The following is a 23,996-nucleotide window of genomic DNA, read 5'->3' on the forward strand; positions in this document are numbered from 1 at the left end:
GCGTATTATGTGCGATCGCGAGCAAAAAGGGAATTGACCTGTGGCAATAAATAGCAAACGTTTCCCTCCCGAGGTTCGTTTTATGCATTTTTCAGCTTTTCTATTCCGTATAAATCATTTCGATAAACAAAATCTCTCTGCCAGACTGCATAAATTGTTATCAATGTTAAATAAAAGCGAACAATTAGTTATAAGGAGAGTTTATAAATTATGCGCGTTATCACCCTGGCGGGAAGCCCACGCTTTCCCTCTCGCTCCAGTGCCTTACTGGAATATGCACGAGAAAAACTGAACGGGCAGGATGTCGACGTTTACCACTGGAACCTTCACAATTTTGAGCCAGAAGATCTGATCTATGCACGCTTTGACAGCCCAGCCCTGAAGGCGTTTATCGAACAGTTAAAAGATGCTGACGGACTGATTGTTGCCACTCCTGTATATAAAGCCGCTTACTCTGGCGCTCTGAAAACGTTGCTCGACCTGCTTCCTGAACGCGCGCTGGAAGGAAAAGTTGTTCTGCCATTGGCGACCGGCGGCACAGTTGCACATCTGTTGGCTGTCGATTACGCGCTGAAACCGGTGCTGAGCGCACTCAAAGCCCAGGAGATCCTGCACGGCGTTTTTGCCGACGATTCGCAGATCATCGATTATCAACATAAGCCGCAGTTTACGCCAAACCTGCAATTGCGCCTGGACAGCGCGCTCGACACTTTCTGGCTGGCGTTGCATCGCCGCGATGTGCAGCTTCCACCGTTGAACGCTCTGCGAGGTGCGGCCCATGTTTAATTTACTAAAGCGTCACACTTCGTGGCTGGCGCTGAGCGGACTGCTTTCTCTGTCAACACTGGCTCACGCCGCAGACGCGGCACCAGACGTACTGCGTATTGGCTATCAGAAAAGTAGCATCAGCATGGTGCTGGCAAAAAACCATCAGCTACTGGAAAAACGCTATCCGCAGACAAAAATCTCCTGGGTAGAATTTCCAGCCGGCCCGCAAATGCTGGAAGCATTGAATATCGGCAGCATCGATCTGGGCAGCACCGGTGATATCCCGCCGATCTTTGCCCAGGCTGCCGGAGCCGACCTGGTCTACGTGGGCGTCGAACCCGCCAAGCCGAAAGCCGAAGTCATTCTGGTGCCGAAAAATAGCCCAATTCAAACCGTTGCAGAACTGAAAGGACACAAAGTCGCCTTCCAGAAAGGCTCAAGTTCACACAATCTACTGCTCCGTGCCCTGCAACAGGCCGGGCTGAAATTTACCGACATTCAAGCTACTTATCTGACGCCCGCTGACGCCCGTGCCGCCTTCGAACAGGGAAACGTTGATGCCTGGGCTATCTGGGATCCGTACTACTCCGCAGCCTTGCTGCAAGGTGACGTTCGCGTGCTGAAAGACGGTACCGACCTCAAGCAGACCGGTTCTTTTTATCTCGCCGCACGTCCTTATGCCGAGAAAAATGGCGCTTTTATCCTCGGCGTCCTCGACACCTTTAGCCAGGCCGATGCCTTAACGCTCAGCCAACGTCAGCAGAGCATCACGCTGCTGGCTAAAACCATTGGGCTGCCAGAACCGGTTATTGCCTCCTGGCTGGATCATCGCCCACCAACCACCATTACGCCCGTCAGTACCACAGTCGCCGCATTACAGCAGCAAACCGCCGATCTGTTTTATGACAACCGTCTGGTACCGAAAAAAATCGATATTCGCCAACGCATCTGGCAACCCACTCAGCAGGCAGGAGCAAAATTATGAGTCTGAATATGTTTTGGTTTTTACCTACACACGGTGATGGGCACTATCTGGGGACAGAAGAAGGTTCACGTCCGGTCGATCACAGTTATCTGCAACAAATCGCGCAAACTGCCGATCGTCTGGGTTTTACCGGCGTACTGATCCCAACTGGTCGCTCATGCGAAGATGCCTGGTTGGTCGCCGCCTCAATGATCCCGGTTACGCAGCGGTTAAAATTTCTGGTCGCTCTGCGTCCAAGCGTGACGTCGCCAACGGTTGCCGCTCGCCAGGCCGCAACGCTTGACCGACTGTCTAATGGTCGGGCGCTGTTTAACCTGGTCACAGGTAGTGATCCGCAAGAGCTGGCGGGTGATGGTGTTTTTCTCGATCACACTGAGCGTTATGAAGCCTCTGCTGAGTTCACTCGGGTATGGCGACGTCTGTTGCAGGGCGAAACCGTGGATTTCAACGGCAAACATATTCACGTTCGCGGGGCGAAGCTCTTTTTTCCACCGATACAACAACCTCATCCTCCACTTTACTTTGGCGGTTCTTCCGATGTGGCACAGGATCTTGCCGCTGAACAGGTCGATCTCTACCTGACATGGGGTGAACCACCTGAACTGGTGAAGGAGAAAATTGAACAGGTCCGGGAAAAAGCAGCGGCACAGGGACGCAAGATCCGTTTCGGTATTCGCCTGCATGTGATTGTACGTGAAACCACTGAAGAGGCGTGGCAGGCGGCAGATCGTCTGATAGCCCATCTTGATGATGACACTATTGTAAAAGCTCAGGCTGCGTTCTTGAGAACGGACTCTGTCGGCCAGCATCGAATGGCGGCATTGCACAACGGTAAGCGCGACAAACTGGAAATTAGCCCAAATCTGTGGGCTGGCGTAGGTCTGGTGCGTGGAGGCGCAGGCACGGCGCTGGTTGGTGACGGTCCCACGGTTGCAGCACGTATTAACGAGTATGCCGCACTGGGTATCGACAGTTTTGTCTTATCCGGGTATCCGCACCTGGAGGAAGCCTGGAGAGTCGGTGAACTGCTGTTTCCGCATCTGGATGTTGCGATCCCGGAAATACCGCAACCCCAGCACCTGCATCAACAAGGCGAAGCGGTAGCTAATGAATTTATCCCGCGTAAAGCCGCGCAAAGCTAAGGAGTATGCTGATGGCAACGCCGAAAAATACATGGCTGCTGCGTCTTGCCCCCTGGTTTTTACCAGTAAGTCTGGTGACGCTCTGGCAATTGGCATCCTCAATGGGCTGGCTGTCCACCCGTATTCTGCCCTCTCCAGAGGGTGTTATAGAGGCCTTCTGGACGCTCTCATCCAGCGGTGAACTTTGGCAGCATCTGGCGATCAGCTCCTGGCGGGCGCTGATCGGGTTTTCAATCGGTGGATCCATTGGACTGACGCTGGGGCTGATAAGTGGTTTATCCCGCTGGGGCGAACGCCTGCTGGATACCTCCGTACAGATGCTGCGTAATGTGCCACACCTGGCGCTGATCCCACTGGTGATTTTGTGGTTCGGTATAGATGAATCCGCCAAGATCTTTCTCGTCGCGTTGGGTACCCTGTTCCCGATTTACATTAACACCTGGCACGGGATCCGCAATATCGATCGCGGGCTGGTGGAGATGGCTCGCAGCTATGGTTTATCCGGCGTTTCACTTTTTATTCATGTCATCTTACCCGGTGCCCTGCCCTCAATTATGGTCGGTGTGCGTTTTGCCCTCGGGCTGATGTGGCTAACGCTGATCGTGGCAGAAACAATTTCCGCTAATGCCGGAATTGGCTATCTGGCGATGAACGCCCGCGAATTTTTGCAAACGGATGTGGTGGTGGTGGCGATCATTCTTTACGCCCTGCTTGGCAAACTTGCCGACGTCAGCGCGCAATTGCTGGAGCGTATCTGGCTACGCTGGAACCCGGCTTACCACGTGAAGGAGGCTACAGTATGAATACTGCTCGTTTAAATCAGGGAACGCCGCTTTTGCTAAGCGCCGTGACGAAACGCTACGCCGGGAATACGGTACTGAATCAGTTAGATTTGCATATTCCCGCAGGGCAATTTGTTGCGGTAGTCGGTCGCAGCGGCGGTGGAAAAAGTACTTTATTGCGACTGCTTGCTGGGCTGGAATCGCCCACCGCAGGTGAGTTACTTGCCGGAATCACTCCACTGGCTGATATTCAGGATGACACCCGAATGATGTTTCAGGATGCCCGCCTGCTGCCGTGGAAATCCGTGATCGATAACGTGGGTCTGGGCCTCAAAGGTAACTGGCGAGATGCTGCCTGCAAGGCACTAACCGCAGTGGGGCTGGAAAACAGGGCGACAGAGTGGCCTGCCGCTCTTTCTGGTGGACAAAAACAGCGCGTCGCACTGGCGCGTGCATTAATACACCGGCCCGGTCTACTGCTGCTCGACGAACCGCTCGGTGCGCTGGATGCATTAACCCGTCTCGAAATGCAGGACCTGATTGTTTCGTTGTGGCAGGAACACGGATTTACCGTTTTGCTGGTGACGCATGATGTCAGCGAGGCTGTAGCAATGGCCGATCGCGTGTTGCTGATTGAAGACGGGAAAATCGGACTGGATCTGACTGTAGATATTCCGCGTCCGCGTCGGCTGGGGTCGGTACGATTAGCCGAGCTTGAAGCGGAGGTATTGAATCGGGTCATGCAACGCGGATATACGGAGCAGCCGGTTCGTCGACACGGCTGATAATGCCGGATGGTGATGCAACCATCCGGCAAAATTATCAGGCTAACGCTTTGGTGATCTTCTCGAACAGGTCGCCAGAGAGATTCTCCAGTCCTTTCAATTGCTCCAGTGCCGCTCGCATCTTCGCCTGTCGTTTTGCATCATAACGTTTTAAACGAATCAGCGGTTCAATCAGACGAGAGGCAACCTGTGGATTTCGGCTGTTCAGTTCAGTGAGCATGTCGACCAGGAACTGATAACCGCTGCCATCTTCTGCATGGAATGCCGCCGGGTTGCTGCCCGCGAAAGCGCCAATCAAAGAACGGATACGGTTTGGGTTGCTCATGCTAAAGGAGCGATGCTGCAACAGGCCACGTACCGTTCCCAGCACATTGTCCGCCGGGCTGGTGGATTGCAGGATAAACCATTTATCCATTACCAGGCCGTCATGATGCCACTTGTCGTCATACTCCTGCATCAATGCATCACGGCACGGCAACTGCGCTGCTACTGCTGCAGACAGAGCCGCCAGCGAATCAGTCATATTATTGGCTTCGCGGTACTGCTTACTAACCAGGGTATCCGCCAGATGGGTTTCACCAAAAGCCAGGAAACGCAGGCAGGCATTGCGCAGAGTGCGCTTACCAATATCGGCATGTTCAACACGGTATTCATCAAGATGATTGGCGTTATAAATTGCCAAGAATTCATCTGCCAGTTCGGTTGCCAGCGTACGGGTTAGCGCCTCACGTACTTCCGTAATCGCCACTGGATCGATAATCTCAAACAGCTCAGCAATTTCATTCACCGAAGGTAGCGTCAGGATCTCTGCCGCCAGAGCCGGATCGATTTTCTCATCCAGCAGAATCGCGCGGAATGCGTCGGCAACATGTACCGGCAGCGACAATGGCTGTCCCTGCTGATGACGGGCAACGTTCAGCTTAATGTACGTCGCCAGCAGACTTTGCGCTGCGTCCCAACGAGAGAAATCGTTGCGTGCGTGACGCATCAGGAACGTCAACTGCTGATCGCTCCATTTATATTCCAGCTTCACCGGTGCGGAGAATTCGCACAGCAGTGCCGGAACTGGCTGGAAGTAGACATTATCAAAGACGAATGTTTGCTCAGCCTGCGTGACGTTGAGCACCGAATTCACCGGGTGCCCGCCTTTTTGCAATGGGATCACTTTACCTTCGTTGTCGTACAACTCAATGGCAAAAGGAATGTGCAATGGCTGCTTTTCCGCCTGATCCGGCGTAGCTGGCGTACGTTGACTGATAGTCAGCGTGTACTGCTCTGTTGTTGGGTTATAGTCATCACGCACTGTCACAATGGGCGTTCCGGACTGGCTGTACCAGCGGCGGAAATGTGAGAGATCGACATTTGAGGCATCTTCCATCGCCTGAACAAAATCGTCACAGGTCGCGGCGCTACCGTCATGGCGTTCGAAATAGAGCTGCATCCCTTTCTGGAAATTAGCCTCACCCAGCAAGGTGTGGATCATGCGAATCACTTCTGCACCCTTTTCGTACACGGTCAGGGTATAGAAGTTGTTCATTTCGATGACCATGTCCGGGCGGATAGGATGCGCCATCGGGCTGGCATCTTCGGCAAACTGCAAACCACGCATGGTACGCACGTTGCTGATGCGATTGACCGCACGGGAACCCAGATCGGAGCTGAACTCCTGATCGCGGAACACGGTTAAACCTTCTTTCAGGCTTAACTGGAACCAGTCGCGGCAGGTCACGCGATTGCCAGTCCAGTTGTGGAAATATTCATGGCCAATGACGCGCTCAATATCGAGGTAGTCTTTGTCGGTGGCGGTATCAGTACGCGCCAGAACATATTTGGAGTTAAAGATGTTCAGACCTTTATTCTCCATCGCGCCCATATTGAAGAAGTCCACTGCGACAATCATGTAGATGTCGAGGTCATACTCCAGGCCAAAACGCTCCTCATCCCATTTCATGGAGTTTTTCAGGGAGGTCATTGCCCACGGTGCGCGGTCCAGATTGCCGCGATCGACGTACAATTCCAGCGCCACGTCACGCCCGGAACGGGTCGTAAAGGTGTCGCTCAGCACGTCAAAATCACCGGCTACCAGCGCGAACAGATAACACGGTTTCGGGAACGGATCCTGCCACTGGACCCAGTGACGACCGTTATCCAGCTCACCCTGAGCAATACGGTTTCCGTTAGAAAGCAGGAAAGGATATTTGGTTTTATCAGCGATGATCTTAGTGGTAAACCGCGCCAGCACGTCCGGACGGTCAAGATACCAGGTAATGTGACGGAAACCTTCCGCTTCACACTGTGTACAAAGTGCATCGCCGGACTGATACAGCCCTTCCAGCGCGGTATTTGTCGCCGGGCTGATCTCATTTACGATACACAGGGTAAAACGTTCCGGCAGGTGACTAATGACCAGAGCACCCTCTTCTTCTTTATACTCTGTCCACGGCACATCGTTCACGTGGATTGACACCAGGGTCAAGTCTTCGCCATTCAGGCGAAGAGGAGCATCAGACGCACCATGGCGGACAGCCTGGCTCAGTGCTGTGACCACGGTTTTTTCAGCATCCAGGTCAAAGGTCAAGTCAATATCAGTAATCTGGTAATCCGGTGCACGATAGTCGTGACGGTATTTGGCTTGTGGCTGTTGTGTCATAAAAAACCTTTAGCATCTTTTGTAGAGTCTCGGCTTCAGTCTATTCCTGTTGCGTAAATCGCGCTACGCAGAATGTTCATCTTTTCAGGCACAAACACCCTTTTTGCTACATTTTAATAACACGAGGCACAAAATGCCCTCGACCAGAAAGAGCGCTTATGGTGTGATCGGGGTTCAATAAATCGCTAAACAGGGTATACTCCAGCGGTTTTCTTAGTTGTTTATTGTACTAAACGCTCCCGTGAGAGGATGCTACTGCGCACCTATGACACAATTCGCTTCTCCTGTTCTGCACTCGCTGCTGGATACAGACGCTTATAAGTTGCATATGCAGCAAGCCGTTTTTCACCACTACTATGATGTACAAGTAGCGGCTGAATTTCGTTGCCGTGGCGATGACCTGCTCGGTATTTATGCCGATACTATTCAAGAGCAGGTGAATGCTATGCAGCACCTGCGACTTCAGGAGGACGAGTACCAGTGGCTCTCCGGCCTGCCCTTCTTTAAAGCTGACTACCTTACCTGGTTACGCGATTTCCGCTACAACCCGGAACAAGTCTGCGTCACCAACGATAATGGTAAGTTGAATATCCGCTTAACCGGCCCGTGGCGTGAAGTGATCATGTGGGAAGTCCCTCTGCTCGCGGTCATCAGCGAACTGGTGCACCGTTACCGTTCGCCAGAATCTGGCGTACCGCAGGCACTGGATGAGCTGGAAGGCAAACTAGTCGAATTCTCTGCTTTAACGAAAGATATCGATATGTCCCGCTTCCATCTGATGGATTTCGGCACGCGTCGTCGTTTTTCTCGTGAAGTACAGCAGGCAATTGTTGAACGTCTCCAGCAGGAACCGTGGTTTGTTGGCACCAGTAACTACGATCTTGCCCGTCGTCTGTCATTAACGCCGATGGGAACCCAGGCGCATGAATGGTTCCAGGCGCATCAGCAAATCAGCCCCGAACTGGCTACCAGCCAGCGCGTTGCGCTTGCTGCATGGCTTAATGAATACCCCGACCAACTCGGCATCGCTCTGACCGACTGCATTACCATGGACGCGTTTTTACGCGACTTTGGCGTTGAGTTTGCTACCCGCTATCAGGGCTTACGCCATGACTCAGGCGATCCGGTGGAATGGGGTGAAAAAGCCATCGCGCATTACGAGAAACTGGGGATTGATCCGCTCAGCAAAACGCTGGTGTTCTCAGATAATCTCGACTTGAAGAAAGCGATTGAACTCTATCGTCACTTCTCTTCTCGCGTACAATTGAGTTTTGGCATCGGGACGCGCTTAACCTGCAACATCCCCCAGGTTAAGCCGCTGAATATTGTAATCAAGCTGGTTGAATGCAACGGTAAGCCGGTGGCAAAGTTATCTGACAGTCCGGGTAAAACAATCTGCCACGATAAAGCATTTGTCCGCGCATTGCGCAAAGCCTTTGACCTTCCACATATCAAAAAAGCCAGTTAATCCCTTCAGGGAGTCGTTTCGACTCCCTTTTAACGTTTATTTCTGAAATCTTTCACTCCAGCTACGAATTCTGCTTGTCTGATTGCAGATGCCAGGTAACATAGGTATCCCCCCCATTACGGGTGGACATGTGTTTATATATCCGACTATTAACAGAGAGAATATTATGAGCGTTGTGCCTGTAGCCGACGTACTCCAGGGCCGCGTAGCCGTTGACAGCGAAGTCACCGTGCGCGGATGGGTACGTACCCGCCGAGATTCAAAAGCTGGCATCTCCTTCCTCGCCGTTTATGACGGTTCCTGCTTTGATCCTGTACAGGCCGTCATCAATAATTCTCTGCCCAATTACAATCAGGACGTATTACGCCTGACGACGGGTTGTTCAGTTATCGTAACGGGTAAAGTCGTTGCGTCACCGGGACAGGGACAGAGCTTTGAAATTCAGGCCACTGAGGTTGAAGTAGCTGGCTGGGTTGAAGATCCTGATACCTATCCAATGGCAGCAAAGCGTCACAGCATTGAGTATCTGCGTGAAGTGGCTCACATGCGTCCTCGTACCAACATGATTGGTGCTGTCGCGCGTGTACGTCATACGCTGGCGCAAGCGCTGCATCGCTTTTTCCATGAGCAGGGTTTCTTTTGGGTCTCCACGCCGCTGATCACTGCCTCCGATACCGAAGGTGCTGGTGAAATGTTCCGCGTGTCTACGCTGGATCTGGAAAACCTGCCGCGTAACGATCAGGGCAAAGTCGATTTCGACAAAGATTTCTTTGGTAAAGAAGCTTTCCTGACTGTTTCCGGTCAGTTGAACGGCGAAACCTACGCCTGCGCCCTGTCCAAAATTTATACATTTGGACCAACTTTCCGTGCAGAAAACTCCAACACCAGCCGCCACCTGGCAGAGTTCTGGATGCTGGAGCCGGAAGTGGCTTTCGCCGATCTGAACGATGTAGCAGGACTGGCTGAAGCCATGCTGAAGTACGCGTTCAAGGCCGTACTGGAAGAACGTGCAGATGATATGAAATTCTTCGCAGAACGTGTCGACAAAGACGCGGTTTCACGTCTGGAGCGTTTCATTGAGGCAGATTTTGCGCAGGTTGATTACACCGATGCGGTGAGCATCCTCGAAAAATGCGGCAAAAAGTTCGAGAACCCGGTTTACTGGGGGGTGGACTTATCTTCCGAGCATGAACGTTACCTCGCCGAAGAGCACTTTAAAGCACCGGTGGTCGTTAAAAACTACCCGAAAGACATTAAAGCGTTTTACATGCGCCTTAACGAAGACGGTAAAACCGTTGCTGCGATGGACGTACTGGCACCAGGAATCGGTGAAATCATCGGTGGTTCTCAGCGTGAAGAGCGTCTGGACGTGCTTGATGCCCGTATGCTGGAGATGGGACTGAACAAAGAAGATTACTGGTGGTATCGCGATCTGCGTCGTTATGGCACCGTTCCGCATTCCGGTTTCGGTCTGGGCTTTGAGCGTCTAATCGCTTATGTCACTGGCGTACAAAACGTCCGTGATGTTATCCCGTTCCCGCGTACTCCGCGTAACGCCAGCTTCTAATCCAGAATTTTTAAACCTATAAGGCCAGCAATGCTGGCCTTTTTATATTCAGACTCGCATTACTCCTTAAACACAATCCCAAAACTCTCCCATCCTGTTACTTAATATTTCCTTGCAACATATTTGCACAAAAAATAATCACTGATTTTATTGTGGATTAGCATTTTCTGATTATATAGCACATTTTTTAACCAACCACATGGCGCTCTGGACGTCTATAAATAGTCAAGTGTAAAAATGGATCTTTCTCATATGACACAGGGAAAATGCCATTAGAAAAATTAAGTATAAGGAAATCATATAAATAGAAATAAACGGAGCAATTTTAAGCACAGGGACAGCCGAAATTTGAAGTCGTTCACAAAGTTGCACAAAAATAACATTTAGTTACACATTCTTTCTTTTTGAAACTAAATCTTTATATTTGTAGCACTTTGACGGTAGCGGAACGGTAGTTTGAATGGAAAGATGCCTGTCAGACACATAAAGACACCAAACTCTCATCAATAGTTCCGTAAATTTTTATTGACGGAATTTATTGGCGGCAGTGGCAGGTGTCATATAAAAACCGATGAGGGTAATAAATAATGATGAAGCGCAATATTCTGGCAGTGGTTATCCCTGCTCTGCTGGTAGCCGGGGCAGCTAACGCTGCAGAAATCTACAACAAAGATGGCAACAAAGTAGACCTGTATGGTAAAGCAGTAGGTCTGCACTATTTTTCCAAGCACAACGGTGACAATGCCTACGCCGCTAACGGCGACCAGACATATGCCCGTCTTGGTTTCAAAGGGGAAACTCAGATCAATTCCGATCTGACCGGTTACGGTCAGTGGGAATACAACTTTGCTGGTAACAACGCTGAAGGCTCAAATGCTCAGGACGGTAACAAAACCCGTCTGGCATTCGCTGGTCTGAAATTCGGTGATGCTGGCTCCTTCGACTACGGTCGTAACTATGGCGTCGTTTACGATGCACTGGGTTACACCGATATGCTGCCAGAATTCGGTGGTGATACTGCCGCTTCTGACCAGTTCTTCTCCCAGCGTAACGGTGGTCTCGCAACTTACCGTAACTCCAACTTCTTCGGTCTGGTTGAAGGCCTGAGCTTCGCTGTCCAGTACCTGGGCAAAAACGAGCGTGATGACGTTCGTCGCTCTAACGGTGACGGCGTTGGCGGTTCTGTAAGCTACGAATTCGATGGTTTCGGTATCGTGGGTGCTTACGGTGCAGCAGATCGTACTGATGCACAACAGAACCCGACTCTGCGTGGTCATGGCGATAAAGCTGAACAATGGGCGACCGGCTTGAAATACGATGCTAACAGCATCTACCTGGCGGCGAACTACAGCGAAACCCGCAACGCTACCCGTATTTCTAATGGCTATGCTAACAAAACTGAAGACGTGCTGTTAGTTGCTCAGTATCAGTTCGACTTCGGTCTGCGCCCGTCCATCGCCTATACCAAATCTAAAGGTAAGGATATCGAAGGCATTGGTGACGTAGATCTGGTGAACTACTTCGAAGTGGGTGCGACTTACTACTTCAACAAAAACATGTCCACCTATGTTGATTACATCATCAACCAGATCGATTCTGACAACAAACTGGGCGTAGGCTCTGACGACACCGTTGCAGTTGGTATCGTTTACCAGTTCTAATAGCAGACCTCTTTGTTAAATGCCTAAAAAACAGGACTTCGGTCCTGTTTTTTTATCTGTGCCAGCGGATTCTTGCGTCTTCAAAAAACCCCTCTGCTTTTTGTCAGTAACGGTTGGCATTTTGTAAATCTACCGTTAACCTGATAGCGGACTTCCCTTCTGTAATCACAATGGAACCTCGTCATGTTTGAGAACATTACCGCCGCTCCTGCCGACCCTATTTTAGGTCTGGCTGATTTGTTTCGTGCCGATGACCGCCCAGGAAAAATCAACCTTGGGATTGGTGTATATAAAGATGAGACAGGCAAAACGCCGGTGCTGACCAGCGTTAAAAAAGCCGAGCAGTATATACTGGAAAATGAAACCACCAAAAACTACCTTGGCATTGACGGTATTCCAGAGTTTGGTCGTTGCACTCAGGAATTGCTGTTTGGTAAAGGTAGCGTTCTGATTAACGACAAACGCGCACGTACAGCACAGACCCCTGGCGGTACCGGTGCATTGCGTGTGGCTGCTGATTTCCTGGCAAAAAACACCGCAACCAAACGCGTATGGGTGAGTAATCCAAGCTGGCCAAACCATAAGAGTGTATTTAACTCTGCTGGTCTGGAAGTACGTGAATACAACTATTACGATGCGGCAAACCATTCTTTAGACTTTGATGCGCTGCTGGCAAGCCTTAGTGAAGCGCAGGCAGGTGACGTGGTGTTATTCCACGGTTGCTGCCATAACCCAACCGGTATTGATCCTACACTGGAACAGTGGCAGACGCTGGCGCAACTGTCTGTCGAAAAAGGCTGGTTACCGCTGTTCGACTTCGCTTATCAGGGCTTTGCCCGTGGCCTGGAAGAAGATGCTGAAGGCCTGCGCGCATTCGCTGCGTTACATAAAGAGCTTATTGTCGCCAGCTCCTATTCCAAAAACTTTGGTCTGTACAATGAGCGCGTAGGCGCCTGTACGCTGGTTGCTGCCGATGCCGAAACCGTCGATCGCGCATTCAGCCAGATGAAGTCTGTCATTCGTGCCAACTATTCCAACCCACCAGCACACGGTGCGTCGGTTGTGGCAACCATCCTGAGCAATGATGCCCTGCGCGCTATCTGGGAGCAAGAACTGACCGATATGCGTCAACGCATTCAGCGCATGCGTCTGCTGTTTGTTAATACACTGCAGGAGAAAGGTGCGAACCGCGACTTCAGCTTTATCATTAAACAGAACGGCATGTTCTCATTCAGTGGCCTGACAAAAGAGCAGGTTCTGCGTCTGCGTGAAGAGTTCGGTGTTTATGCCGTAGCGTCCGGACGTGTAAACGTTGCAGGAATGACGCCAGATAACATGGCGCCACTGTGCGAAGCGATTGTTGCTGTGCTGTAAGCTATTGAGCACTAAAAAGGCCGCAATAGCGGCCTTTTTCATTTATCGGAGTAGATTACCAGACTGGCATTTCATCCTGCAGGAACGGATTATGTAGCCGTTCGTTGCCCAACGTCGAAAGTGGGCCGTGCCCCGGAATAAACGTCACATCATCACCCAGCGGCAATAATTTACGTTTAATCGAATCGATCAACTGGCTGTGATCCCCACGTGGAAAATCACTGCGTCCAACGCCACCTTTGAAAATCACGTCACCTGAAATCAGTAACTGTGACTGTTCATCAAAGAAGACCACATGTCCCGGGGTGTGACCCGGACAATGCAACACCTGTAGCGTCACATTCCCAACGCTTACTCTATCGCCTTCGTTCAACCAGCGATCGGGCGTCAACGGCTCGCAGTCTCCCAGACCAAACATACGACTCTGAGCGGGAAGCCCCTGCAACCAGAACTCATCTTCTTTTTCCGGACCGATAACCGGTACGCCGTAGTGTTGCGCCAGTTCAGACGCTGCACCTACATGGTCAAGATGACCGTGCGTAAGCAGGATCTGCATTAGCGTCAGGCCGCTGGCATCCACTTCCTGTTTGATTTTCTCAGCATCGCCGCCGGGATCGACCAGCGCAGCCAGACGGGTTTGCTCACACCAGATCAGCGAGCAATTCTGGGCGAATGCAGTGACCGGAATAATACGATAGTTCATACGGCTCCTGTTTCATTAAGCTTATGGATCACCAGTGACGCGCCGGTCCGGTGTCAATATGCACAAAGTTACTGCGTGGGTAGTATCCTACACCACCTGCGCGCATAGATAACGCAGCTTTGCGAATATTACTTAATGCGATGCCTTCAATATGGAAATCCATGGCCTGCCCTTTCGTGTGGTAGCTTTTCTTTGCCACACCACGGCTGTGCGCACGTAATTCATTATTGGTATCAATAGAGCGGTAACCAGAAATAAGCTGTACGGGTTTACGCGTGCCCAGAAGGCCTTGCAGACGGAAGAGTTGATCGAACAATCCCGGGTCGATGGATTTCACTTTATTCGCGCGAAAATCACGGAAAAAGTGATTAAGTTTAGCTAATTCGTCCTGAATATAGCCCCTGCCATCAAAAAACTCTGCTTTAATTGACTCTCCGGTATGAAGGTTATTCAGAGTCAAAATGCGCGGACGTGGGGTAGAGAGTGTAGCAAACGCAGGCGTAGGCAGGATGGCAGCGCCGAGGGCAATGCCACCAAGCGCCAGCAATTTGCGGCGATTAGCGTCAAATTTGTCCATGGTATTAAGTCTACAGGTCAATGTTATCGTATGTATGCTTCAGCGCACGCGGGAAACCTTATCTGGCTAAGTAGTCCACGTCAAGGCTCCCAACCCCAGGAAACACGGGGCTTACAGCCATTTTGCCCCGTTTCCAGCATAACTTACGACAATCATTTTCCTCGAACTGCTTAATTTATCTGATTAATTGTTCAGCTTTTGACACAATTTGTGCACTGGATCGCGCCGTCAGATCGTAATTGTAAATATCTGTACGATATTGGGTACGACCATCAGCTCCAACAAATGCAGTCAGGTAGTAGAGATTGACTGGAATATTCTGGCGAATATTCACATACCGGGTATCCCCCTGCTTCAGAGCATCCGAGATCCGCGTATCATTCCAGCCCGCATCCTGCAGCAGCATATTCGCCAGTTCAGAAGCCTTATTGACGCGCACACAACCAGAGCTCAGCGCCCGAGTATCTTTCTGGAACAACGTATGATTCGGCGTATCGTGCAGATAGATAGCATCTGAACTTGGCATATTGAATTTATATCGTCCCAATGAGTTGCGCGCGCCCGGCGCTTGCTGGAAGCGGAACGGCAGATTTGAAGGCGTAATTGTTGCCCAATCGACCTGCCATGGATCTATCGCCTCTTTGCTGTTCCAGCCACGCATCACGGTATATCCGTGGCGCTCAAGATATCCCGGATCGTTCCATACCTTGGGCAGAATATCTTTACGTGCCAGCGTCGGTGGGACGTTCCATGGTGGGTTAACGACCACGTTATTCAGCGCACTGCTCATCATCGGCGTTTTACGGTCAGGTCGCCCGACGATAACGCGGGACGCCAGCACCTGATTACCATTCTGATAATAAACCAGTGAATAAGCGGGAATATTGACCATGATACCGGTCGATAAATCACCCGGCAGCAGGCGCAAACGCTGAATATTCAGGGCCAGTACGCCGGCACGCTGCGCTGGAGTCACGTTCAACCAGTCACGGGTGGCAGGTCCAATCGTACCGTCGGCCCCAAGACCTTGCCAGGCCTGAAAACGCTTCACCGCGTCGACAAGCTCACGATCGTAAGCGCTACGCCCTTCTTTTGCTGCCGTGCTGACTGACGCATCCAGCATCCCGGTACGCCGCAAAATTTCGCGCAGCGCCGGAATGTCTTTACTCCACTCACCCGGGCGCAGCGTAGTCGTGCTGATTAATTGCGGCCAGGGGCGTGAATCCCCCACCAGCTTCAGCAATGACTCATGCATCACTGAATACTGCGGATGCTGAGGCGTCAGGCTGGCAATAAACGAGGTTAACAGACCATTATCGAGGGCCACCTGCCATTGGTTAATCACCGAGAGCGGCGGCGTCGCCAGCGCATAAGGCTTATCGCTGTAAAGCCAGCGGTTACCTTTAACGGGGATATTGGCAATGAAGTGAAGATAACCCATCATCGCGTCAGAAAGAACAGCATCCCGCGCCAGCCCCGTTACGCCTGGATCGGTCAATAACGCTACCCAGGTGTTAAACTGCGGCTGAAAACCGGCAATAGCCACCTCGGCTAACTGTTGCTGAAAAGCTTTTACCGCATCACGATTTTCCCACATCGGTTTCATTTCGCGTGCGGCGTACAGCAGTTCCAGTTGGCTCATATAAACTGGCGTATAACCTGCCGGAAGTTGAGATTGTAATTCTGCGCGGGCTTTATCCACAGACACGCCATCCGGCAGAGGTTGAATCCCCGCCATAATGGCTGTCGCAAAAGATTGTGCCTGCGGTTGTGATAGCGCGGTTGGCTGTTCACTAACAACCGCAGAGCTGTCACCAGGAATCATTTCAGGCTCATCGGCCTGTGCATTGAACAGTGGAGCGAATGTTACGGCCAGGCACAAACTGATTGCCGACAGCCGACGACCACACATTTTATTAAGCAACATCCCTTGCCCCCTGTTTTCTTTATCATACTCTGAATAGCCAGGCCGCATGCTCATCTCCATTCATCATGGGCTGGACCTGAAAAACGCCAATACAATCTAAAGTATGACGAGCAAGCCTGGTTTACTCGTCAGGCTTACCTTCAGTATATAAACATCAAAAATTTTTTGCCTGACCTAATGTAAAGAAGTTTAAAGAAATTTCACCCAGCAAACCGGGTTTTCATAAAAGAATAAAGCGGCCTTTTGGCCGCTTTATTACTTATACTTAGCTTGCCTGCGAGGAGGCATCTTCGATTCCCGGCAGCGGCTCCGGTAACTGAGGTGCAAAGCCGCGCAGGCCAACCACATGAACGTGCTCGGTATTCTGGAAGACCTTACGCACCAGTTTATAGGTGGTGCCTTTCTCAGGACTGATGTTTTCCGGCGCAGCGATAATAAGCTGCATCTGCAGCCTCTCGCAAAGCTCAAACAGGGTCGCGATAGAGCGCGCATCCAGTCGGGCTGCTTCATCAAGGAACAGCAGGCGACATGGGGAAATATCTTTCCCGCGCAGCCTACGGCCTTCATCTTCCCAGCTTTGCACAACCATCACCAAAATCGACATCCCGGTTCCGATCGCTTCACCCGTTGACAGAGCACCGGATTCAGCACGCAACCAGCCGTCGGAACCACGGTTAACTTCGACTTCCATTTCCAGATAGTTACGGTAGTCCAGTAGTTCTTCACCGATGGTTTGCGGCGTGCGTTGTCCCATGTCTATCTGCGGATTAAGACGCTGATACAGCTTCGCCAGCGCTTCGGAGAAGGTCAGACGGTTGCTGTTAAACAGATCCTGATGCTGTTCATGTTGCTCAGAAAGTACATCCAGCAAGGTGGCATGCGTTTCACGCACATTCACGTTCAGACGAACGCTGTTCACCTGACCAAACGATACGCTTTGCAGTCCCTGGTTCAGCATACGAATACGGTTTTGCTCGCGCTGGATAGTCTTACGGATGATGTTCGCCACGCTGCGTGAGCTGATCGCCAGCTTCTGTTCGCGAGAGGTTAATTCTTCCGTCAGGCGGCTCAGCTCAATTTCCATCTGTTCGATGGCCTCAACCGGATCGTCGGTACGAATAATATCCTGACGGATACGTTCGCGCAGATGCTGATAAACCGCTACAAAGAACTGAATTTTACGTTCTGGCCGTTTTGGATCTTCAGACATGCGCAGCACGTCGCGCAAATGTTCGTTATCTGCCACCGCCAGACGCAACGCCCCCAGCGCCTTATCCGACATCGAACGCAATTCATCACCGGAAAGATAAGCCAGTTCACGACGGTGCAGACGGCGTTCAACACCGTTATCTTTCACCATCCGCATCACCGCGCACCACCCGGCTTTCGCCGTGACTACCTGCTCACGCATTTCGTGATAATCCCGCTCCAGCTTACGCAACCTGCGGGTTAAGTTATCCATCTCTGCTTCGCAGAAGGTGAGCGCTTTTTCCAGCTGGTTTCGGCGCGCACGGTTGTTACTCAACTGTGCATGCAGTTCATCACGACGAATACGCGCGCGTTCTTCCGCGCCGCTGTCAGCGCGAACACCGATATCCTGCAGTTCGCGTTGTAAATCGTTCAGCAGCTCTTTTTTGGTGTCGTAGGAGCTTTTCAGTGAGGCCATGACCTGGCTGTACTGGCTCAACTGTGCAGCATGGCTGCGCAGCGCTTCACGGGCGCGAGTACGCTCCGCTTCCGCATGTTCCAGACGTTCACGTAGCTTCTCGTTCAGATCGCTATTGCCGTTAAGCATTTCAGCAGAGTCAGAATAGCTAAAGTGCGCCCGACGCTGTACGACTTCGGTCAGCGCGAAAGCCTGTTGACGTGCATCACGCTGTACCTGCTGGGAATACGCGTAGTCTTCTTTGAGTTGTTCAAACTGCTCGGGGTCATTTTGCAGAACCGAAACGATCGGTTCCAGTTTGGCCAGTTGATTGCCATGCTGCTGAACAAAGCGTGCCGCTTCCTCGGCTTCATCCAGGCGTTCGCGAATTTCGTCCACGCGATCGGCGAGCGTATCATCTGCCAGCAGATTCAATCGCGGCAACAGGCGGTTCAGGGCAGAGACGCCCTCTTTCGCCTGTTCAAACTGCATACGCTGCTGTTGGTTATCATTTTCATGATTGGTCAACGCACGTTCCAGTTCTACACGACGGCTGTTTAATTGACGAATTTCCGCTTCCGGGTCGGCTTCAAACGCAACCGACAGATGGCTACCGATAAAACGGCTAAACGCCTGATGCAAACGCTGAGTTTTCTGGACGTCAAAAGAGAGCGTGGCGAAACGTTCGGACAGCCCCTCACGTTCAGCATGCAGGGTTTCAATGCGGCTTTCCCGCGCGGCACGACCAAAAATTGGTACTGTCGGGAAGCGGGAATAACGCCACTGACGTTCAGCGGTTTTCACCACCACCGCTTTTTCCAGCTCATCCACGCTGAAGACGCTGTCATCGAACGACTGCGGATCCCCTTCGATGAAATAGAGATCTTCCGGGCAATCTGTCAGTCCTTCGAGTTGCCCGGTGATGAGTGAGAGATCCGGCACAACAATGGCATGGCGTGACGGACCATACAGCGCGGAGAAGTACGGTGCATCTTCAAGGCTAACGTCGTCATAGATTTCAGACAGCAGCACGCCGCCGAAGCGTTCCGCCAGCGCATTCAGACGTTGATCTTCCGCACCACCCGGCTGGCTTAAGCGCTCAATCTCTTCATCGACGGCGTTTTTACGCGCACCGACTTCATCACGCTCAACAATGGCTTCACGTTCGCGTTCCAGCAGTTGTTGCAGATATTCAGTAACCTCCTGGCTGGAGGTGAACTCTTCGCCGCACTGCTCGCTGAGCTGATTCAGGCTATTTTGCGCCGCCAGCCAGACAGGAGCACGTTGCATTAAATGCTGAATGCGGGATTGCAGTTGCTCCTGCTCCTGACGCAGCGTCATACGCTGTTCGCTGGCAGACGACACGCTATCAGACAAGGAAGCGATACGAGCTTCCAGCTCCTGATGCAGGGCTTCCAGCTCATCAATATCGAAATGTTTGCCCTGACGTTTACAGAACTCCGCCAGCAGACGTTCCGCTTCCTGTTGTTCGCGCAGGCGCTGTTCCAGCTCACCCAGGCGCATACGCAGCGGTTGAACCTGTTCCGCCAGATGACGCTGCTCAACGCCTTCACGCAACAATTCACGAGCAACGCTCCAGGCTTCCCCGCGCGCCAGTGGGCCGTTGATCGCCACTACCAACTGGTAAGCCTGTTCGAACTGACTGTGCGCGGTTTGCGCCACGCTCATTTTCTGTTCCAGCGTCAGCAGTTTTTCAGTAGCTTCTTGCTCTTTTGCCTGGAAGGTTTCCAGCCATTCCGCCGCGCTGTCCGCCGTCAGATCCGGTAAATGGCAGAGCTCTTTAGCCCGGCTCAACGCCTGAATCGCCTGGGTGTACTGAATGGCTCGTGTTTGCTGAACGTCCAGCGCTTGCTGGTAATCGGCAAGCTGGCTTTTCAGCTCATCCACTTCCAGTTCGGCGGCTTCCGCACGAGCCTCATTTTCATCCTGGCGGTCAGCGGCTTCCGCTACCACTTCATTTTGTTCTTCGAGGCGGATCTGCAACTCTTCGAGATCCGCTTCATAGCGTTCGATTTTTTCCTGCTGCCGGAGCGCGGTTTGCACCAGATTCAGGTGATCGCTGGCCGCCTGATAATCGGCTTCAAGGTCGCCTTCCGCACCGTTATGTTCGCCCAGCTCGCGCGCCATCTCGACATGCTTGTACTGTTCCGCCGCCAGCTGTTTGCGCGAGGTATACAACTCGCGACGATATTCCAGCGCTTTATCCAGATGAATGCGACGCTCGTTGGCGTGGCGCATATAGTCCGCCGCCACATAGTTCGTTGCCTCGCTGATCAGGTGCTTAAACAAGTCGCGGTCAGACTGAGTTACGCGTATTGCTTCCAGCGTCATGCGGTTTTCCCGCAATGCGGCTTCCATATCCTGGAACGCTTTACGCACCCCGCCGTTTTCTGGCAACAGATAGTCGCGCAGTGAACGGGTAATGGCGCTGGAAATCCCGCCGTACAGTGAAGCTTCGATCAGGCGATAGAATTTACTACGGTCGGAAGCTGAGCGCAGACGACGGGCGATGATGCCCAAATCGAACATCAGTGAGTGGTAATCGGTTATTGAGTTGAACTGCTTAAACTGCACGCCTTCCATCTCATCGAGCTTCTCTTTCAGCTCTGGAAGAGACAGGACGCGAGCCTGGCGCTCGTTCAGCGTTTCCGTTACCAGCTCGGTTGGCTGTACCGACATCGGCAGCCCCTGAATGGCAAACGGCTTGATATCAACTTTACGGTCGCGCCCGGCCACCTGTTGCAGACGAACGCCGACGACTACGCGCTGATGACGCGAGTTGAGGACATCGAGCATGGAGTAGCAGACACCCGCTTTTAGCTTACCGTGCAGGCCTTTATCACGTGAACCGCTGGTCGCACCGGCTTCCGTGGTGTTACGGAAATGCAGCAGGGTTAAGTCCGGGATTAACGCCGTAACAAACGCCGCCATGGTAGTGGATTTACCCGCACCGTTACCCCCCGACAAGGTGGTAACCAGTTCATCGAGATCAAACGTACGGGCAAAAAAACCATTCCAGTTAATCAGCGTAAGTGAGCGAAATTTACCGCGTTCAATCATTATTCTTCCTCTCCCCTGTCCGGCTGATTCTCTTCTGGCTCATCATTGAGTTGCAGGCGGTTTTCGACCGACATCGCTTCACCATCACGAATTAAGCGACGCTGCGCTTCGCGCGGATCGTCGCCGCTGCGGACATCCGCGCCAAAGCGGAAAACAGATTCCGTAATACGGAATTTGCTGCTGTCATGGCCCATAAACCACACCATACCTAAGCGACGCAGGCGGTTGAGAGAAGAACGCACCTTTTCCTGCAGCTTCTGGCGGTCAACGTCCGAACCCGTAGAGCGGTTATTCACCAGTCTGAGCAATTTTGCTTCGTCAGCCAGCGTCAGCAGTTCGTCATACAGCTCCTGCTGGGTAAAAATCCCTTCATTCGCCAGGCGTTCCGGGCTGAGATAGAGATAACAAAGAATTTTACCCACCATCATATCCAGTTCAGACAAGACGGAACGCGGAATGAGCGTCGTCGAACGCGGACGAAGGTAGAAAAACCCCTCCGGAGCACGGATCAATTCCACGTTATAGCGGCTGTAAAACTCTTCAAAGTATTCCTGAAAATCCATCAGGAAGGCATGATTGTCCAGCTCATCCAGGCCAATGTGTCGACCCGAACGCAATGCGCTGTCCAGCGCCGGAAATAACGGATTCGCCAGCGCTTGCGCCAGCTTAACCGGCATCACTTTTTCAATATTTGTCAATGACATGCGCCTGTACCTTGGCTCCGTAATCATTAATCGGCTGCCATTTGGCTGGCAGTCCGGTGAAATCTGCTTGCGCTACGCCAAGGCGTACCGCCTGATCGATAACAATACGCGCTACGTCGAAGTGACGCGCACGTGGGTATTGCGCCAGATACTCGCGCACTACCAAACCGAGATCCAGTGGCGTTTGTCTGGATTTATAGATAGCCAACTGTTCTTCAATAATCGCCGCCAGTTGTTCGCGGATCTCGTTAAATTCTTCATATTCCAGGTCCGGCGGAAGCTCCCCGGTAACCTCTTCATCACGCAACACCATCTCTTCGTCACGCATGTCCAGCAATCGGTCGGCATTGGCATAAGTCAATGCCCACGGATCGTCAAAATATGTCTGCACAGACTGGCGCAAGCGCTGGGCAAAGACGCGGTTTTTATCCATATCAATCGCGGTGCGGATAAATTTATGTACGTGTCGATCGTAGCCAATCCACAAATCAATGGATTGCTGGCCCCAACTAATAATTCGGTCAAGTTTGCTTTGTAAGTCAAATACCAGACGGTCAACGAAATGCAGGTCGTCATGCGTCATCGTGGCATCCTGAATACGCAACAGATTAGCCTGTAGCTTATCACCCGCCGCTTCCAGCGTGTCCTGCAACTCACGCAGCGTACCGGAAGTTTCAGACAGCAGCATTTCACAGCTGGAAATCGCAGCCCGCCAGTCTTTATTCAGCAATTGCGCAATGTCATCTTTAACCTGTTGCTGTTGCTCATCCATAATGCGCTGCGTCAGATCGATGCTGTCAAAAATTTCCGCCACCGAGTATTTCAGCGGAGCGTAAACGTTGCGGTGCCAGTGGAACTCATCGCCGCCTTCATCCGCCGCGTCTGCTGCACGCTTTAGCTCACCTGCCACAATCGACAACTGCATTGACAGCCGCAACGTGGAGAATTCTCGCTGGCGAATATAGTAATCGGTGATGCCAATCCCGAGCGGCGTCAAACGATAAATGGCGTTCCCTTCCGCCTGTTCGCTGGTAAAGCGGTTCAGCAGACGTTGACGCACCATATCGTTGATCGCGTTGTTGGCGCGAACGCCGATGGTTTCGCTGGTTTGCTCAAACGCATCACTCACATGGCGGAACGCATCCACCAGTTCACCTTCACTCATCTCGCCGTCCAGTCGTTCGCCGTTTAGCGTAGCCACAGCCAACAGGAACGAAAGTCTGTCTACCGGCAGAGAGATAGAGAAGTCATTTTTTCTGGCCCAGGCAACCAGTTCGGGGACTGTCTGGGAAAATTCACTCATAAGTTATCCTTGCATCTGCGGTTTGCGCGCGGTGACATGAATATAACGACCAAGGCTGATATACGGCTCCTGGCGGCAATAGCGCGTTTCTAACTCAAGTAACATTTCATAACCGTCACGCTGTTTATGTTTTTCTCGCAGATAATCATGAAACACGCGTACGCCAGTCTTACCGGTTATCTGCCAACCGATATCCTCCAGCCACTGGTAAACCTGCTGAGGATCACGCGGGTAGTCTGGTGAAAGCGTACGTTTTTTACGTTTTGGCATCCCAACCTGCACATAGTCAAAATTCCCTGCGACCATGTTATGCATCAACAGACCGTTAGCATTGTAGAACATTAACGACAGCGCGCCGCCGGGACGTAATACCGACCACAGAGTCTGCAGCATGCTGACCGGTTCAGCCACCCACTCCAGCACAGCATGAAACAATATCAGATCAACCGGGCTTTCCAAATGCGAAGCAACGTCCTGAGCGGCGCATTGTATAAAATGCATGTTTCCGCTCACACCTTTTGCCTCTGCCGCCTGTTGCGCACGGGCAATCATCTCGCCGGACAGATCGCATAATGTCACGAAATGCCCACATTCAGCCATTTTGATGGCCGTCTGTCCTTCACCACCGCCGGCGTCCAGAATGTGTAGTTTTTGCCCACCAAACGTCGTCAGTAAGCGATCCAGATCCTGCCAAAGAATAGCCTGTCTCAGTTGACCTTTGGTGGTACCGTAAATGTTACGGGAAAACTTCTCTGCAATGTCATCAAAATTGCGATCCCGCATCGGGCTCTCCACATACTGGCTTTAGGGTGACTAAGTAAAACCGCTATTTTGTCACACCCACGCCGAGAATGAACCTTCCTGGTGTAATATC

General features: G+C 51.8%; 16 protein-coding genes and 1 pseudogene. 9 read left to right on the top strand and 8 right to left on the bottom strand.

The genetic code is table 11. From position 1 onward, the window contains the following. The first annotated feature begins 210 nt into the window (after positions 1-210). Genes ssuE through ssuB form a run of 5 tightly spaced genes read left to right on the top strand, consistent with a single transcriptional unit; the run spans position 211 to position 4,462 of the window. Complete coding sequence (ssuE, locus tag SK36_RS13280) at positions 211-786, top strand: NADPH-dependent FMN reductase (RefSeq protein ID WP_045441339.1); 576 nt, start codon at positions 211-213, stop codon at positions 784-786. Continuing rightward, a complete protein-coding gene (locus SK36_RS13285; RefSeq protein ID WP_045441338.1) occupies positions 779-1,753 on the top strand; it encodes a sulfonate ABC transporter substrate-binding protein in 975 nt (324 codons plus the stop codon). The genes ssuE and SK36_RS13285 overlap by 8 nt, the downstream gene beginning before the upstream one ends. Beyond that, positions 1,750-2,895: an FMNH2-dependent alkanesulfonate monooxygenase gene (ssuD, locus tag SK36_RS13290; protein WP_048221749.1), complete on the top strand. Its 1,146-nt coding sequence runs from the start codon at positions 1,750-1,752 to the stop codon at positions 2,893-2,895. The genes SK36_RS13285 and ssuD overlap by 4 nt, the downstream gene beginning before the upstream one ends. An 11-nt stretch (positions 2,896-2,906) precedes the next feature. Next, positions 2,907-3,698, top strand: a complete 792-nt coding sequence (gene ssuC / locus SK36_RS13295) for an aliphatic sulfonate ABC transporter permease SsuC (protein ID WP_045441336.1) — start codon at positions 2,907-2,909, stop codon at positions 3,696-3,698. Beyond that, positions 3,695-4,462: an aliphatic sulfonates ABC transporter ATP-binding protein gene (gene ssuB / locus SK36_RS13300; RefSeq protein WP_045441335.1), complete on the top strand. Its 768-nt coding sequence runs from the start codon at positions 3,695-3,697 to the stop codon at positions 4,460-4,462. The genes ssuC and ssuB overlap by 4 nt, the downstream gene beginning before the upstream one ends. 37 nt (positions 4,463-4,499) lie before the next feature. Here ssuB and pepN read toward each other — a convergent pair whose 3' ends face one another. Continuing rightward, on the bottom strand, positions 4,500-7,112 hold the full coding sequence (pepN, locus tag SK36_RS13305; protein ID WP_045441334.1) for an aminopeptidase N: 2,613 nt from the start codon (positions 7,110-7,112) through the stop codon (positions 4,500-4,502). A 265-nt stretch (positions 7,113-7,377) separates the two neighbouring features. On the opposite strand from pepN, the gene pncB reads away from it, so the two are divergent. From pncB to aspC, 4 genes are all read left to right on the top strand, one after another. Next, complete coding sequence (gene pncB, locus SK36_RS13310; protein WP_048221750.1) at positions 7,378-8,580, top strand: nicotinate phosphoribosyltransferase; 1,203 nt, start codon at positions 7,378-7,380, stop codon at positions 8,578-8,580. A gap of 166 nt (positions 8,581-8,746) precedes the next feature. Continuing rightward, positions 8,747-10,147 (top strand): asparagine--tRNA ligase, encoded by a 1,401-nt coding sequence (gene asnS / locus SK36_RS13315; RefSeq protein ID WP_048221751.1) that lies wholly within the window; start codon positions 8,747-8,749, stop codon positions 10,145-10,147. A 587-nt stretch (positions 10,148-10,734) separates the two neighbouring features. Next, positions 10,735-11,808 carry a porin OmpF gene (gene ompF, locus SK36_RS13320; protein ID WP_045441278.1) on the top strand — a complete coding sequence of 358 codons (1,074 nt, stop codon included), beginning with the start codon at positions 10,735-10,737 and terminating at the stop codon, positions 11,806-11,808. A 183-nt stretch (positions 11,809-11,991) separates the two neighbouring features. Then, the gene (aspC, locus tag SK36_RS13325; RefSeq protein ID WP_045441277.1) at positions 11,992-13,182 is read left to right on the top strand and encodes an aspartate transaminase; all 1,191 of its coding nucleotides are present in this window, start codon (positions 11,992-11,994) and stop codon (positions 13,180-13,182) included. A 55-nt stretch (positions 13,183-13,237) separates the two neighbouring features. Here aspC and SK36_RS13330 read toward each other — a convergent pair whose 3' ends face one another. The 7 genes and pseudogenes from SK36_RS13330 to cmoM form a co-directional block, all read right to left on the bottom strand. Beyond that, positions 13,238-13,885: an MBL fold metallo-hydrolase gene (locus tag SK36_RS13330; RefSeq protein ID WP_045441276.1), complete on the bottom strand. Its 648-nt coding sequence runs from the start codon at positions 13,883-13,885 to the stop codon at positions 13,238-13,240. Between the two features lie 28 nt (positions 13,886-13,913). Then, positions 13,914-14,462, bottom strand: coding sequence for a peptidoglycan L,D-endopeptidase MepK (locus SK36_RS13335; RefSeq protein ID WP_016152461.1), 549 nt, complete (start codon positions 14,460-14,462; stop codon positions 13,914-13,916). A gap of 175 nt (positions 14,463-14,637) precedes the next feature. Continuing rightward, positions 14,638-16,389 carry a L,D-transpeptidase gene (gene ldtD, locus SK36_RS13340; protein WP_048222744.1) on the bottom strand — a complete coding sequence of 584 codons (1,752 nt, stop codon included), beginning with the start codon at positions 16,387-16,389 and terminating at the stop codon, positions 14,638-14,640. Between the two features lie 265 nt (positions 16,390-16,654). Beyond that, positions 16,655-21,115: a chromosome partition protein MukB gene (gene mukB / locus SK36_RS13345; RefSeq protein WP_048221752.1), complete on the bottom strand. Its 4,461-nt coding sequence runs from the start codon at positions 21,113-21,115 to the stop codon at positions 16,655-16,657. After that, positions 21,115-21,819, bottom strand: coding sequence for a chromosome partition protein MukE (gene mukE, locus SK36_RS13350; protein ID WP_048221753.1), 705 nt, complete (start codon positions 21,817-21,819; stop codon positions 21,115-21,117). Before mukE ends, mukB begins: the two co-directional genes overlap by 1 nt. After that, positions 21,800-23,122 carry a chromosome partition protein MukF gene (mukF, locus tag SK36_RS13355; protein WP_045441272.1) on the bottom strand — a complete coding sequence of 441 codons (1,323 nt, stop codon included), beginning with the start codon at positions 23,120-23,122 and terminating at the stop codon, positions 21,800-21,802. Before mukF ends, mukE begins: the two co-directional genes overlap by 20 nt. Then, a pseudogene (gene cmoM, locus SK36_RS13360) lies at positions 23,115-23,905 on the bottom strand (tRNA uridine 5-oxyacetic acid(34) methyltransferase CmoM). The gene mukF and the pseudogene cmoM overlap by 8 nt, the downstream one beginning before the upstream one ends. Positions 23,906-23,996: the final 91 nt, after the last annotated feature.

Source organism: Citrobacter sp. MGH106 (genome assembly GCF_001037495.1).
Classification (GTDB): Bacteria; Pseudomonadota; Gammaproteobacteria; order Enterobacterales; family Enterobacteriaceae; genus Citrobacter; species Citrobacter murliniae.